Source organism: uncultured Meiothermus sp., from assembly GCF_937863175.1.
Lineage (GTDB): Bacteria > Deinococcota > Deinococci > Deinococcales > Thermaceae > Meiothermus.
This window is the reverse complement of the sequence record NZ_CALMCQ010000040.1, coordinates 1-15,156: the sequence shown is the minus strand read 5'-3', so window position 1 is coordinate 15,156 and position 15,156 is coordinate 1. Positions and strand designations below refer to the sequence as shown.

General features: G+C 57.6%; 13 protein-coding genes and 1 pseudogene. 11 read left to right on the top strand and 3 right to left on the bottom strand.

What is annotated here, in order from left to right:
* Positions 1-639: magnesium transporter CorA family protein (locus tag Q0288_RS01650; RefSeq protein ID WP_299426167.1), on the top strand; the 639-nt coding region annotated here is incomplete at its 5' end.
* Between the two features lie 289 nt (positions 640-928).
* Positions 929-1,537, top strand: coding sequence for a helix-turn-helix domain-containing protein (locus Q0288_RS01645; protein ID WP_299426164.1), 609 nt, complete (start codon positions 929-931; stop codon positions 1,535-1,537).
* Positions 1,538-1,605: 68 nt separating this feature from the next.
* On the opposite strand, the gene Q0288_RS01640 is transcribed toward Q0288_RS01645, so the two are convergent.
* Positions 1,606-1,893: a hypothetical protein gene (locus Q0288_RS01640; protein ID WP_299426161.1), complete on the bottom strand. Its 288-nt coding sequence runs from the start codon at positions 1,891-1,893 to the stop codon at positions 1,606-1,608.
* 50 nt (positions 1,894-1,943) lie between these two features.
* Positions 1,944-3,617, bottom strand: coding sequence for a 5'-nucleotidase C-terminal domain-containing protein (locus Q0288_RS01635; RefSeq protein WP_299426158.1), 1,674 nt, complete (start codon positions 3,615-3,617; stop codon positions 1,944-1,946).
* A 181-nt stretch (positions 3,618-3,798) separates the two neighbouring features.
* Here Q0288_RS01635 and Q0288_RS01630 point away from each other — a divergent pair, with 181 nt between their 5' ends.
* The 3 genes from Q0288_RS01630 (at position 3,799) to Q0288_RS01620 (ending at position 7,453) form a co-directional block, all read left to right on the top strand.
* A complete protein-coding gene (locus tag Q0288_RS01630; RefSeq protein WP_299426155.1) occupies positions 3,799-4,911 on the top strand; it encodes a PQQ-dependent sugar dehydrogenase in 1,113 nt (370 codons plus the stop codon).
* A gap of 215 nt (positions 4,912-5,126) precedes the next feature.
* Positions 5,127-6,305 (top strand): PQQ-dependent sugar dehydrogenase, encoded by a 1,179-nt coding sequence (locus Q0288_RS01625; RefSeq protein WP_299426152.1) that lies wholly within the window; start codon positions 5,127-5,129, stop codon positions 6,303-6,305.
* A 44-nt stretch (positions 6,306-6,349) separates the two neighbouring features.
* Complete coding sequence (locus Q0288_RS01620) at positions 6,350-7,453, top strand: PQQ-dependent sugar dehydrogenase (protein ID WP_299426149.1); 1,104 nt, start codon at positions 6,350-6,352, stop codon at positions 7,451-7,453.
* 299 nt (positions 7,454-7,752) lie between these two features.
* Here Q0288_RS01620 and Q0288_RS01615 read toward each other — a convergent pair whose 3' ends face one another.
* Positions 7,753-8,502, bottom strand: coding sequence for a hypothetical protein (locus tag Q0288_RS01615; protein WP_299426146.1), 750 nt, complete (start codon positions 8,500-8,502; stop codon positions 7,753-7,755).
* A gap of 261 nt (positions 8,503-8,763) precedes the next feature.
* Between Q0288_RS01615 and glnA the strand changes: the two genes are divergently transcribed.
* The 6 genes and pseudogenes from glnA to Q0288_RS18020 form a co-directional block, all read left to right on the top strand.
* Positions 8,764-10,125 carry a type I glutamate--ammonia ligase gene (gene glnA, locus Q0288_RS01610; protein WP_299426143.1) on the top strand — a complete coding sequence of 454 codons (1,362 nt, stop codon included), beginning with the start codon at positions 8,764-8,766 and terminating at the stop codon, positions 10,123-10,125.
* A 291-nt stretch (positions 10,126-10,416) separates the two neighbouring features.
* Positions 10,417-11,577 (top strand): branched-chain amino acid ABC transporter substrate-binding protein, encoded by a 1,161-nt coding sequence (locus Q0288_RS01605; RefSeq protein WP_299426140.1) that lies wholly within the window; start codon positions 10,417-10,419, stop codon positions 11,575-11,577.
* A gap of 244 nt (positions 11,578-11,821) precedes the next feature.
* Entirely contained in the window at positions 11,822-12,802 is a 981-nt protein-coding gene (locus Q0288_RS01600; protein ID WP_299426137.1) for a branched-chain amino acid ABC transporter permease, read from the top strand.
* A 38-nt stretch (positions 12,803-12,840) separates the two neighbouring features.
* Entirely contained in the window at positions 12,841-14,259 is a 1,419-nt protein-coding gene (locus tag Q0288_RS01595; protein ID WP_299426170.1) for a branched-chain amino acid ABC transporter permease, read from the top strand.
* The gene (locus Q0288_RS01590) at positions 14,256-15,062 is read left to right on the top strand and encodes an ABC transporter ATP-binding protein (protein WP_299426134.1); all 807 of its coding nucleotides are present in this window, start codon (positions 14,256-14,258) and stop codon (positions 15,060-15,062) included. The genes Q0288_RS01595 and Q0288_RS01590 overlap by 4 nt, the downstream gene beginning before the upstream one ends.
* A pseudogene (locus Q0288_RS18020) lies at positions 15,049-15,156 on the top strand (ABC transporter ATP-binding protein); the annotation flags it as partial. The gene Q0288_RS01590 and the pseudogene Q0288_RS18020, both read left to right, overlap by 14 nt.

The window sequence follows — 15,156 nt, the reverse complement described above, 5'->3', positions numbered from 1 at the left end:
CCCGAGTCTCAGGTCTTGCTCAGCTATCGCAACGAGCCTGTGGACTACCTCGAGCAGGCCTGGAACAGCTTCCGGGGCGGCAGTTCCATCTGGCTCTGGCAGCGGCTGGTGGATCGAGGCGTGGAGACTTTTTTCGACTACGTGGAGGCTCTCACGGATCGGGTGGAGGATCTGGAAGAGCTGGCCATGAACCCGAACAACTCCCCCGAAATCCCCCGACGGGTCTTTGCTGCCCGGCGTGAGGTACTTCGCATTCGCCGCCTGGTATCGCAGGCCCGCGAGGCTTTGCTGCACCTCGAGCGGCTACCCGAGCTTGGAGCCGATGCCTACCTCTTTCGCGACCTTACCGACCGCATGGGCCGGGTCTACGAGGGCCTGGACGCAGCCCGAGACGAACTATCCAATGTGCTTGAAGTTCACCTGTCAGCCCAGAACAACCAGCTCAACCGGGTGGTACAGGCCCTCACGGTTATGTCGGTTCTTTTTTTACCCATGACGCTCTGGGCCGGAATTTATGGTACCAATTTTGATGCCTTTACCGAGTACCAGTGGCCTTATGGCCGCTGGTTTTTCTGGGGTGGGATGCTACTTATTGCGGGTGGGCTGGCCTGGTGGATGAAGCGGCGGGGTTGGTGGTAGGGGTTGGTGGTAAAAGCAGCAACCTTGAAGAAGGAAGCCGATCACCAGCAACTAACGCTCGAGCCAGGTCGGGAAACCCCTGTATCGGACTCGTGACGCATTCAAACCGAAACGGGACAAACCTCATACAATCGCCACATCCAACCGGACTCCTCCCTACGTATGAACCTTTAGCTACCCCCATCACACATCTTTCCAAATGTGTCCTCACTCACTTCAAATAAATCAACACGAATGTTTACAAAATCAGGTAGGACTGCTATAGTCAGCTTTGAGGAGTGATATAAAAATGCAAACCAGCATCCTAGATACCATAACCTTCGATCCTGGTGAGATTATTCTCTATCCCGGACTGCCCAGCTCAAAAGATCAACTCTACCGGGTACGGGAGGGTCTGGTGCGGCTCCAGAGCGTAGACGACGAAGGCAATGCCCTAACCCTGCGTTTTGTGCGTCCTGGTGAGTATTTTGGCGAAGAGGTAATTTCGGCTGCCGAGCGTACTTACTTTGCCGAGGCAGTCACCGAGACCAGGGTGGATGCCCTGGCCCCTGCCGGGCTATCCGCACAGGAAATGGCCAGCCTGGTGCAAGGGTTGGTTAAGGCCCTGGCCCAAACTTACCAGACCATCCAGCGCATCTCCGGTCAGCGCCTCAAAAACCGCATCGCCGCAACCCTGCTGGATCTTTCCCGTACTCCCGTGGCCTATACCGAGAAGAACGGACGGGTGGGGGTCAAAGCCACCCACGACGAGATTGCCTCGGCAGTGGGTTCGGTGCGCGAGACCGTTACCAAGGTGATTGGTGAACTGACCCGCGAGGGTTATATTCGCTCGGGCTACGGCAAGCTGGTGCTGGAAAACCCAGGGGGCCTCGAGCGCCTTTCCAAAGAAGCGGCCTAGCAGAACACTTCCTGAAACCCACTCCCTTCTGTTGACCAAGCCGTACAGGCACCGCGCTGCTGTACGGCTTATTTCTGTACATCAGACTCTGGTGGCCCCATCAGCAAACAGTCGGTTAGTGGAACCAGGCTGCTAAAGCGCTGGTCATCTATGCTTCCCATCACCCTGATGGTACCCCCGGGCTGCCGATCCCAAAGGAACTGTACCTCGACTTGATACCGGACACCGCTTTCGCCGAGCACCTCGTAAGTCTCTACCCGCTGCGCCATGGCCTGCGAGAATAGTTCCAAATAGCTCCCACCGCCAAACCGCTGCAGCTGCTCCTCGAGGACTTTCTTGGCTTCGTTTCTGTTCATGACCTCCACCGCATGCTGGACAACTACAAGCCCAGTGAAATAGCAGAGCGCTAAACCCCCACCCGCAAGAATCTGTCTGAGTAGAACGGCCCTTCCCAGCGCTGGCTACGAGGCTCGTTCTGGATGGTGATGCGGTTCTCGAGGCGCGGCTCCCAGGAGGGCTGGGTACGCAGGTACTCAATCAGAACCTCGGCGTCGCTAAAGCCGGTATCGGCGCGGAAGCCCCTGGCATCGCGGAACGAGGCAAAGCCGTCGCCGCCCCCAGCAGTAAAGCTGTTGGTGACGATACGGTAGGTGGCGTTGGGGTCGAGGGGTTGGAACCCGGTGGGGGTCTGAACCTGGGCCTGGGTCACTCGGCTACCCGCCGGACGGCCCATGTCGAAGGTGTAGCGGATACCCGCCACCCCGGAAAGGAAACGCCCGGCAATGGCCTCCCACTGAGAGACCCCGTTTTCCAGAGCAGCCAGGATCTCGCTGCCCCGCAGCTCGAGCACCGTCAGGGTGTTGCCAAAGGGCAGCACCTCGTTAACCTGCCCCACCGTAATGTTTCCTGCCGGGATGCTAGTGCGGATGCCCCCGCCGTTTTGCAGCGCGATGGTGGCCCCGGCCTGGCGGGACTTCCACAGCATGGCGTCGGCGATCAGGTTGGCCAGGTTGGTCTCGCGGCGGCGCACATCGTTGCGCTCGCCGTTGAGGGCTACGGCTGCCCTGGAAATCACCTGCGCCCGCAGGGCAGCAATCGGCAGGCCGTAGGCCGTAATGGCGTCCAGTGCGAAGCGATCCTCGGGCAGGTTGGCTGCCATTGGAATGACCTGGCCCTGATGGGCCACCAGTTCGCCCTGGGGGTTGAAGGTAACCTGTAAGCGGCCCACCACCTTGGCCCACTCCCAGGCCTGCACCACCAGCACATCCTTATTTTCGGGGTTCTTGACCACCGTGGGGTAAGCCCCACCTGGACGCAACTCGGGGAAGGGGGTCTGACCCAGCAGGGTGTGGCTATGCCCTCCCACAATTACCTGTACCCCCGTCACCCGGCGGGCCAGCTCCTGGTCTTGCAGGTAGCCCAGGTGTGAGAGCACCACGATGTTCCGCACGCCCCGGGCCAGCAGTTCGACCACGGCTTGCTGGGTAGCCGGAACCGGGTCGGTGAACCGCACATTGGGGCCGGGGCTCGAGAGGATATTGGTATCGGGGGTGGTCAGGCCAATGATGCCGACCCGCTGGCCGCCTACACTGACCACCGTGTAGGGCCGGATGCGCCCGGCCAGCCGGGGTTCCCTCGAGACATCGGTGTTGGCCGAGACCACCGGGAAGCGCACTCCATTTAGAAAGTTCGCCAGCCCTTCTGGCCCCAGGTTGTACTCGTGGTTGCCGGGAGCCATGGCCCGAATGCCCATACGGTGCAGGAAGAAGCGGTCGGCCAGCCCCTGGTACTGGTTGAAGTAGAGGGTTCCCTGGAACACGTCCCCCGCATGCAAAAACAACGGATTGGTGACGGTGCCCCGCATCCGGTCAAAAAAAGAGATCACCCTTGCAAAACCCCCCAGGCGCTGGTTTGGTTGCCCGCCCAGGGTCAGGCCACCGGTGGGCTCGAGGCGGGCGTGGGTGTCGTTGATGTGGACGACCGTCATGGTGAAGTTGCCCGCTGGGGTTTGGGCCTTGCTCCATCCTGCCAGGGTTGCCCCACCAACCAGACCTGCTTTCAGTACATCTCTACGGCGCATGATTCCTCCTCTGCTGTACTTCCATGCCATTCTATATCTGCTAGATGTCAATCATCCATCAGGCGGCTCCGGTATACAAAGTTCAAGACAGGTTCAGACAGCACTCAGAAGTTCAAATAGAGTTTGGCTTAGGCTCGAGTGCGTTCGACCTCACCTAGCCCAACCCCACCCAGGAGATGCCATGAGACTTGTTTCGATACTTGCCATACTAACCCTCGGCCTCGTCGGTTGTCAGCCCATCGACCCGCCCCCCGGCCCCGTCAGCTTCCGGGTAGAGGAAGTCAAAAGCGGGCTGGGAGGTGCTCTCTGGAGCATCAACTTCGCTCCCGATGGCCGCCTGCTCTTCACCAACCGCGATTTGGGCCAGATTCGCGTAAGTGCCCTCAATCTGAGCACCGGGGCCGTAACCCACTTCAACGGAACCTCGGCGGTGAGAGACGAAGGTGAGGGCGGCATTCTGGGTATGGAACTCGACCCCAGCTTCGCCGGCAACAATCGGGTCTACGTATGCTACTCGGTCTGGCTCAATGGAAACCGCCGCAACCGGCTTTCCCGCTTCGAGATTTCTGGCAGTTCTTTGACCAACGAATTGATTTTGCTGGATAACATGCTTGGTGCCTCTAACCACAACGGCTGCCGGGTGGTCTGGGGGCCCGATGGCAAACTGTACGTTTCGATGGGGGATGCCGCCGTTGAATCAACTGCACAAGACCTGTCTGCGCTGGCCGGTAAAATCTTCCGCATCAACCCGGATGGCAGCATTCCCACCGACAATCCGTTTTTCAACCAGACCACGGGTAGCGCAAGGGCAACCTGGGTGCTGGGCCTGCGCAACTCCCAGGGTCTGGCCTTCCAGCCCGGCACTGGACTGCTGTGGTCTACCGAGCATGGACCTGCCGTGAAGGATGAGCTTAATGTCATCAAGCGCGGCAGAAACTACGGCTGGCCCACCTGTATGGGCACCGATCCCTGCCCCAGCGTGACCAACTACCAGCCCGCCATCAAGCAGTACACCGCCAGCGACACCATCGCACCCAGCGACATGATGTTTTATACCGGCAACGTCTTTACCGGATGGCGCAACAACCTGTTCTTTGTCACCCTTAGAACTGGGAGACTATACCGGCTGGTTTTGAATGGGGAGTCGGTGGCCCAGGAGGAAATCTTGATTGATAACAGTAGCGGCCCCAATCCTGGTTTTGGCCGCTTGCGCGATATCGCCACTGGGCCAGATGGTCTGATCTATATCTCTACGGATTCGGGGCGAATTTTGCGGCTGGTTCCGCAAAACTGATCTGCCAGTTCAACCGGTTAATCCCAGTGCTGCATCGCGGCATAAGGCGACAAAGGGTCGCTTAGGGTGTACAGGAGACCAGCTCTGGGTCGCTTTGCAGCTCCAACCGTTACACTTTTCCGCTCCAGGCATCATGCTTGCATAACCGGCGTAAACTCAAGCAGTTCCATAGGTTATCCACTCATCACTCATGGACTACTGCCTAGAATACCTCCATGTATTTGATTGCCCTGCTCCTGCTTTTCAGTCTGGCACTGGCACAGAACACCCCCATCTTCCGTGTCGAAGAAGTTGCCCGCAACTTAGGCGTGCCCTGGAGCCTGAAGTTCGCCCCCGATGGACGCCTGTTTTTTACCCAGCGAGACCGAGACACCGTTGCGGTGAGTGCGCTGGATTTACGAACTGGCAGGGTTACCAGCTTTCCGGGCAGTGCCGCGGTGCGCGACGAGGGCGAGGGCGGGGTGATGGGCCTCGAGCTCGACCCCAGCTTTGCCCAGAACAACCGCCTCTTCATCTGCTACTCGTACTGGAAGGATGGAATACAGGCTCCTAACAACCGGCGTAACCGGGTCTCGAGTTTCACAATTTCCGGCCACCGGCTCGAGGGCGAGAAAGTTTTACTCGACGATATGCTGGGCTGGTGGAACCACAATGGCTGCCGGGTGGTCTGGGGGCCGGATGGCAAGCTCTACGTTTCGATGGGCGATGCCGGCGACGCCCCCTCCAACATTCCGGGTGAGTTCGGCTTCGCCGCCAAGGCCCAGAGCCTGAAACTACTGTCAGGGAAAATTTTCCGCCTCAACCCGGATGGCAGCATTCCCACCGACAACCCGTTCTACAGCCAGACCACCGGAGCCGCCAGGGCTATCTGGACGCTGGGCCACCGCAACCCCCAGGGGCTGGCCTTTCAGCCCGGCACCGGCCTGCTGTGGTCTACCGAGCACGGGCCCAACACCCGCGACGAGTTAAACATCATACGAAAGGGCAAAAACTACGGCTGGCCTCGTTGCAGCGGAACCCAGCCTGCTGGCACGGTGCTGTCAGTCGCTGCCGACAACATTACCTTCAACTGCACCGGGGGCGATCTGCGCGAGAGCTACCAGCCCGCCGTGCGCGAGTACGCCGGCGGCAACGAACCCACCATCGCCCCCAGCAATCTCATTTTTTACACGGGCAGGGCCTTCCCCCAGTGGAAAGGAAATTTGTTTTTTGTGACCCTGAGAACCGGGCGGCTGTATCGGTTGGAACTCAGGGGTGAACAAATACTCAGGGAAGAAATCCTGATCAACAACCAGTATGGCCGCCTGCGCGACCTCACGGTGGGGCCGGATGGGTTCATCTACATTTCCACCGACCAGGGTCAGATCCTGCGGCTCCGGCCGGGTAACTTGTAACCTGGACACACAGGATTCAGGCTTCATCCGGCTAGACTGGCTTTATGCACACAATTATTTGGTCTGCAATATTCCTGTTAAGCCTGGCAAATGCCCAAACCATCAGCCTGGTTCCAGTAGCCAGCAACCTGAGTCGCCCGCTGTTTCTGACCTACGCGCCCGACGATACCGGACGACTGTTCATCGTCGAGCAAGCTGGCACCATCCGGATTCTACATGAAGGGCGGCTTGTAGCCGAACCTTTCCTGGATGTCGCAAACCTGGTTTCTTGTTGTGGAGAACGGGGTTTGTTAGGGCTGGCCTTCCATCCCAATTTTCGACAGAACAACTTATTCTTCATCAACTACACCAACCGCAACGGCAGCACCGTAATTGCCCGCTACCGCGCCAGTGGCAACCGCGCCGAAACAGGCTCCGCCCAGATTCTGCTCACCATCGAACAGCCCTATGCCAACCACAACGGCGGCATGATCGCCTTCGGCCCGGACAACCTGCTTTACATCGGTATGGGCGATGGCGGGGCCGGGGGCGACCCCATCAACGCCGGGCAGCGACTCGACACCTTGTTGGGCAAGATACTACGCATTGACGTAAATCGTAGCGAAGGCAACCGAGCCTATGCGATTCCAGCCGACAACCCCCTGCTGGGAGGCCGCCGCAGCGAAATCTGGTCTTATGGCTGGCGCAACCCCTGGCGTTTCAGCTTCGACCGCCAGACCGGCGACCTGTGGATTGCCGATGTGGGCCAGAACGCCGTCGAGGAGGTACACTTCCAGTCCGCCAGTAGCAGGGGGGGCGAGAACTATGGCTGGCGTATCATGGAGGGCGACCGCTGCTTTAACCCACCGCAAGACTGTAACCGCGAGGGCCTGGTGCTGCCGGTGCTGACCTATACCCACGACCAGGGCCGCTCCATCACCGGCGGCTACCGCTACCGGGGCCGCGCCATGCCTGCATTTCGCGGCACCTACTTCTACGCCGATTACGTGAGTGGGCGCATCTGGGCCGCTACTCTCCAGGGCGACCGCTGGCAGAGCCGGGAAATCCTCAGAACCGATATGAACATCAGCTCCTTTGGTGAGGATGCTGCGGGCGAGTTGTATGTGATTGACCACCGGGGAACCGTCTACCGCATGGCTCAGCGGTAGCATCCAGTACCATCGCTTCGCATTAGGGATGCCTTCAGGCTCATCGTATACTCCCTCATTGCGAGTGTGCCCTCCGAGCACTCCTTTTTATCGGTTCCAGCACTGCCACTGGCAATCAGTGGAGCGGCATCTGAAAGAAGCATTGGTTTGGTCAAACCCGTAGGGTCAACAAGCGAACTTGTAAGGTTGCCATCACAGTATCAAGCCGTACACTGGGCTTGACTGCCACCAGCCTGACTTTGAATTCAAAATGCCTCCCATGCGGGAGGCCACAAAGGACAATTGTCGCGAAGAGGGTTTCAGGGCAGGTAGTTGCCGGGCGTTCCCAGGGTTTCAGGTTTTTCCGTCCATTCACCCGCGATGCCCAGCTTCCAGGCACCTGCTGCGCCGCTCTGGTTCACGTAGCCCCCATACAACCCCAGCCGCAGGCCACGCACGATGGTGTAATAGAGGGAGGCAGTCACGTCATAACCCAGACCGAGCCCAAAAGGATACCGCAGGCCCCCTTCCAGATAGGCATCGAGACTGCGGGTCAACTCGAGCCTCAGACCGGTATAGGCATTGGCCGCAGCACTCAGCGAAACGGTCGGGCTTAGCAACAAGGTAGCGTCCAGGCCCGCGCCCCCATACAGTACCACCATATCCGAAACGCGCTGGGTGATAAAGATTTCCCCGCCCGCATCAAAGTCGAAGCTAAAAGGGCCTGGCTGAATGATCTGGTTCGTGCCGAAGCGGATCGCGCCTTCCACATAACCCGTGTTCGATTCATTCAGTTTTGCAACCCCTACCAGCCCAGCGCGGCTTGCCAGCACAAACTGTCCAGCGAAAAAGCCTGGGCGCAGGCTGGCTCCAGCCACGATGTTGTCGGTCAGGTTGAAGGTATAGTTGACCGCGGTGCCTCGGTAGCTGCGGTATGGGGTGGTGAACTGCCCGCCCACCAGTCCGAACTGAGGCAAAAACTGCAGGTTTGCGGTGATAGAAAAGCCATCTGCCAGGGCCAGACTGCCGATTCCCAACGTAGCTACCATTACCAACCCGGTTCTTTTCATGCTTCCTCCTGACTCTGTTGTGGACAGCACCTCAAACGGCCCAATAATAGTGGCCTGGCACAGCGCTTGACTGAGATGGAACCCAAATTCTCTTAATCTGGATCAAATCCACATCACGCTCGAGCAGCATACACCAGCATCGCTGTTTTCGGTTTCGCTCGAGCTAGACCCTCCATCCTGTTTTCGGATGAACGAGCAAATCAACTCATCAAGCAGCAATACGCCTGTCAAAAGCCTTAACGCTACCGGTATGCTGTACCCATGGCACGAACCAGGCAGGACATTCTGCAAGAACTCAAAGACCACCAGGTGCGCTTCATGCGCTTGCAGTTCACCGATATTCTGGGCATCAACAAGGTGGTGGAACTCCCCGTTACCCAGTTCGAGAAGGCGCTGGACGGCGAAATTATGTTTGATGGCTCTTCCATCGAGGGCTTTGGCCGCAACGAGGTCGAAGAGTCAGACATGCTCCTGAAGCCGGATTACAGCACTTTTGTGATCTACCCTAGGGATCTCGAGCCCACCACCAGAGGAACTGTAGCCCGCTTAATCTGCGATATTGCTTATCCTGATGGCAAGCCCTTTGAGGGCGACCCCAGGCAGGTGCTCAAGCGGCAAATCGAGCGAGCCCAGAAAAAAGGCTTCGACAACTTTGTTGTGGGTACCGAGGTCGAGTTTTTTCTGTTCCACCGCAGTCCAGACAACAGCCCCACCACCCACACCAATGACCGCACAGGCTACTTTGATCTGGCCCCCACCGACAAGGGCGAAGAAGCCCGGCGTGACATGGTGGATATACTGGTCAGGATGGGCCTACAGATCGAGGCCGCCCATCACGAAGGGGCCCCCGGACAACACGAGATTGATTTCAAGTATGCCGACGCACTCAGCACCGCCGACAATCTCACCACCTTCAAGTTTGTAGCCAAGCGTGTCGCTATCAATCATGGGCTGCATGCCACTTTCATGCCCAAGCCCATTGCCGGAACCAATGGCTCAGGTCTTCACTTTCATCTTTCGCTTTTCAAAAATGGACAGAATGCTTTTTTTGAGCCCAAGGGGAGGCTCGAGGTCTGGCCACACCAGCTTTCCAAAACCGCCCTGCAGTTTATTGCCGGCCTCTTCGACCACGCCGAGGGCATGGCCGCCATCACCAACCCGCTGGTCAACTCCTACAAGCGCTTGACCCCCGGCTACGAAGCCCCCACCAGCGTGGCCTGGTCGGTTTCACATCGTAGCGCCATGATCCGGGTTCCGAGCAGACGCGGGGCCAGCACACGCGCAGAATTTCGCTTTCCCGACCCCTCCTGCAACCCTTATCTGGCCCTGGCGGTTATTCTGGGTGCGGGCCTCGAGGGTCTCGAGAGCAGTCTGACCCCCCCACCTCCAATCGAACGCGATGTGTACGAACTTTCGGTTCGAGATAGACGAAAGTACCGGGTCAGTGAAATACCCGGAACCTTGCGCGAGGCACTGGAAGCCCTGCAAAAAGACCGGGTTGTTCGCAATGCCCTGGGAGAACAGGTCTACAAGGATTTCTTAAACGCCAAACGCGTCGAGTGGGACTCGTACCGGATCGCTGTTCACCAGTGGGAACTGGATCAGTACCTGGCTGAATACTGATCGCGCCTGGGCAGTCAACTCCTGTTGCCATGGCTCTACTTCCTCCCGACCCTGCTCCACCCAAAGGTGGATGCGTTGTTTCAAAATTATTTCAGGCTTATCGGTGCCATTCCAGGGTTCAAAAAGCACAATCGTGTCTTGAGTTTAAGGCTGCAGTCTAAGCAAAATTGGGTACCCTCATACTGGCCGGAAGACAAATATGCTGACCCGCATTGACACACCTCGGCCTGGTTTGTGTAGAATAGTCCAGCCTTTCAATGGCTAAACCAGGTTGTTCCGGAGGAAGTTGGTATGAAAAGATTCGCAACTATAGCGCTGGGCGTATTGGCCTTGGGTGTGGCCTCGGCTCAGCCCAACGTCATCAAGATCGCTTCGGTCTCACCCTTATCGGGGCCTCAATCGGGTCTGGGTACGGCCATCGCGCAAGGAGCGCAGATCGCCATTGAGGACGCTCAAGCCCGTTTCCAGCAGCTTGGCTTCCAGCTCCAGTTTGCCCCCCAGGATGACCAGGCGACCCCCGATGTGGGCGTGGCGGTGGCTCGGCGTATCGTCAACGATGCAGACCTGCTGGGTATCGTAGGGCACCTTAACTCCGGCGTGGCAATTGCGGCTTCCGAAATCTACAAAGACACCAACCTGGTGATGGTCTCCCCGGCCAACACCAACCCCCGGGTGACCGATCGCGGTCTGTTGAACGTCAACCGCATCTGCGGACGCGATGACATCCAGGGCCCGGTGGGTGCAGAGTATGCCGTGCGCGTACTGCGCCGCAGCCGGCTCTTTGTCGTCCACGACAAGACCCCCTACGGCCAGGGTCTGGCCGAGGCTTTTGCTGCCCGCGCCCGTGAACTGGGAGCCAATGTGGTAGCCCTGGTAGGCACCGAGGAAGCCTCCAACTTCCAGCCCTTAATTCTCCAGATGCGTGCCCTGCGACCCGATCTGGTCTACTATGGCGGCATCTACGATAAGGGCGGCGTGCTGGTTAAGCAAATGCGTGAGCGTGGCATTACTGCAACCTTTATGGGGGGTGATGGCCTGGATGCCTCCGACCTTGTGAAGATTGCAGGCAGCGCTTCCAAGGGTGTGCTGTTCACCACCACTGCTGGCCCTATCAGCACCCTGCCACGAGCTGCTGCCTTCGCGCAACGCTACAAGGCCAAGTTCGGTCGTGACGCCGAAGCCTACGCCGTGTACGCCTTTGATGCTGCCAACGTAATCCTCACCGCCATCGAGGCCTCCATTCGGGCCAACAATGGGCGCAAGCCTACCCGCGAACAGGTAGCCCGCGCCGTGCGCGAAGTCAGGATGGATGGTCTGACCGGCCGCATCGAGTTTGATAGCAAGGGTGACCGCAAACTTTCTGACTACTACATCATCAGCCTGAGGGAAGCCCGCTACCCCGGCGAAGTGCTGCGGGTAATTCAGTTCGCTCCCCCGGCTGCTCGCCAGTAGACCAGCGCATCCTATGAAAACCCCCGCCAAGGTGGGGGTTTTTTCCAGTTATTAGGAACCTGTGGCTTGTCCGCGACGCAACCCAGGGGCAGGGTTATCGCTTGTGTTACTGCTGATACGGTTCCCCGTTGTCAGCTCAAGCGGCAACCGATATACTCTGGCAGGCTAAAGCTTAACAAAGATGTACCTGATAAGGTGATACTATATACGTACATCCGTATAATCATAGGCCAGGAGGACTTACTTGACGGTTGCCGATCTTTTGTCAATTCTGCCTCAAACCATCCTCGAGGGGCTGCTTCTAGGCTTTGTGTACGCCATGGTAGCGCTGGGCTACACCATGGTGTACGGGGTGCTGGGGTTGATTAACTTTGCACACTCCGAGGTCTTCATGATCGGAGCGGTGATAGGCCTCGAGGTCTTTCGATTCTGGGGCAACCCGGAGGCTCCGGTAATTTCTAATCCATTTTTACTGCTGCTAGCAGCCATTATGGTCGCCATGACGGGTTCGGGAATTGTGGCCGTACTGATAGAGCGCCTGGCCTACCGACCGTTGCGACGGCGTGGAACAAAAAACATCCTGGTGCCAATGATTACTGCCATCGGTGTATCCTTCTTATTGCAAGACCTGACCCGTATTTATGCCGCACTCCGGCACAACGAGTTCAACATGCAGTACCGCACTTACGATGCCCTGAATGCAGTTTTTATGCTGCCCATGCAGACTACCATCCAGGTCAAAGGCATTGTCTTAATTGCGGTCTCGATCCTGATGTTGATCGGATTGACTTATCTGGTCAATCGCACCAAGCTGGGCAAGGCCATTCGGGCCGTCTCACAAGACATGCAGACTGCCGCATTGATGGGAATTAATGCCGATACCATTATCTCTCGTACTTTCCTCATTGGCGGAGCCTTGGGCGGGGTGGCAGGGGTTTTGTTTGGCTTGCTATATACCAATGTGACTCCTTACTCGGGGGTGTTGCCAGGGCTCAAAGCATTTATTGCCGCCGTGCTCGGGGGCATCGGGAATATTCCAGGGGCTATGGTCGGAGGGCTCGTCTTAGGGCAGCTAGAAACCCTTTCAGGTACCTACCTGCCTTTTCTGACCAATGGCAACTTCGGTACCGAGTACAAGGATGTGTTTGCCTTCCTGACCCTGGTGCTGTTGTTGTTGTTCCGGCCCCAGGGCTTGTTTGGACAAAACGTGAGTGAGAAAGTATGAATACGCTCAATGCAATGGCACTTCCCCTCTCCATCAGCTTGAGCGCCGTCTCAGGACTGGGCGTACTGTTCGCACTGCTGGGTCAACCGGTTATTTCGGGTGGCTGGTTCAATGCCTTGCTGGTTCTGGCGGTTGCGGCGGTGCTGGCCCTCAGGCTGCCTACCCCATGGCGCTCGGGGCTGTTGGCCTTGCTTGCACTGACGCTAACGTTAATGCTCCGGGCCAACAATGAGGACAAAATCGCATTTTATTTACTGCTGGCAGTCTTGATTGCGAGTTTCTTGTTACCCAACTTAACCCGGCTGGTGCGAATTGCACTGGGGGCTTCCATCCTGCTGATTGCCATCCCGCTTGCTGGTCTCAGCAACTCTTTTTTGTTTGAACTGGGGATCCAGATAGGCATTTTTGCTGCCCTGGCCCTGGGTTTGAACCTGGTAGTGGGGCAGGCTGGACTGCTGGATCTGGGTTTTGCTGCCTTTTTTGCCGTTGGTGCCTACACCTGGGGGATTTTTGGCTCCCCGCAGGCAGCCCAGTTTATCGGCGGCTTTCCCGCCCAGGGGTTGGAGGGCAACTTCTTATACCTGTTCATGGCTCTGGCCATCATCACCGCAGCCATTACTGGGGTGCTAATTGGCCTCCCGGCCTTGCGTTTGCGCGGTGATTATCTGGCTCTGGTGACACTGGGTCTGGGCGAGGTGGTGCGTATTCTCGCCAATAACCTCGACAAACCCCTCAACATTACCAACGGCCCCCAGGGCATCACCCCGGTCAATCGGCCCGATGTGGGCATCCTGGCCGACTTTCTCAGGGCTATAGGGGCCGAGCGCATCTATGGCAGGCCCATAGATGATGCCATTGCCTACGCTTTCTTCTTCTATTTGCTGGTACTCGTGGTCATCGGTATCGTTCTTCTGACCAACCTTCGGCTGGCCAACTCACGCTTTGGGCGGGCCTGGGTTGCCATCCGCGAGGACGAAATTGCCGCCAAGGCCATGGGCATTCCATTGTTGGCCACCAAACTGCTGGCTTTTGCTACCGGTGCAGCCTTCTCAGGCATCATGGGAGCGGTTTTTGCGGCCAAACAGACCTTTGTTAGCCCTGAGTCCTTCACCTTGCAAGCCTCTATCGCTATCCTGGCCTTTGTAATTCTGGGCGGGATGGGCTCGATAGGTGGGGCGGTGGTAGGGGCCGCTGCCGTAACGGTGCTGAACCTGGGCATCCTGAAAGACTTTTCTGACCTGCTCAATACCTGGCGCCAGACTGGGGTCAGCATTCTGGGATATAACATGTCCAACCTCCCCCCCCAGCTTAATCCAGCCAAATACGAGCGGATGGTGTTTGGCCTGATTCTGATTTTGATGATGATTTATAGGCCCGAGGGATTAATTCCTGAGAAAAGGCACCGAGTAGAGCTACAGGAAGCCCGTGAGGAAGCAAAAGAAGGGAGTCGCATATGAGCGGCCTGGCCCTGGATGTACAAAATGCCACCAAGAAGTTTGGCGGGTTGGTGGCCGTAAACGATGTCAGCTTGCAGGTGCGACCCAAAGAAATTTTTTCAGTGATCGGCCCCAACGGTGCGGGCAAAACCACCTTCTTCAATCTGCTGACCGGTATCTACAAACCCGATACGGGCCGGGTGGTGTTTTTTGGCAAGGTCATTACCGGTTTTTCACCGGACAAAGTAGCCCGCACTGGCATTGGGCGCACCTTTCAAAACATCCGTCTGTTCAAAGCCATGACGGTTCTGGAAAACGTGCTGGTGGGACACCACAGCCTGACCCGCCAGACCTATTTCGATGCGCTGTTTTACACCCCTGGTTTTCATGCTTCGGAAAAGAAGGCCAAAGAGCGGGCCATGGAACTGCTGGTCTACATGAACCTGGAAAAGCGGGCCGAAGATCTGGCCTCGGGGCTTTCATACGGCGAACAACGCAGACTCGAGATCGCTCGCGCGATGGCCCTGGAACCCAAATTGCTGTTTCTGGACGAACCTGCCGCGGGCATGAACGAACAGGAGACCGAAGACCTTAAGGTGCGGGTGCGTAAGCTGCGCGATGAGCTGGGCCTGACCATCGTACTGATCGAGCACGATATGGCCATGGTGATGAGTATCTCGGATCGCATCTCGGTGCTCGAGTATGGCTCCAAGATTGCCGAAGGACTGCCAGGCGAAATCCGCAATAATCCCAGGGTCATCGAAGCCTATCTGGGCAAGGGCGCAGCGGGACAGGCCGGAGGGACAATCAATGCCTCTGCTTGAAGTCATGGACATCCACACCTATTACGGTCACATCCATGCTCTGAAGGGCTTGTCGCTCACGGTGGAGGAGGGTGAAATCGTCACCCTGATCGGA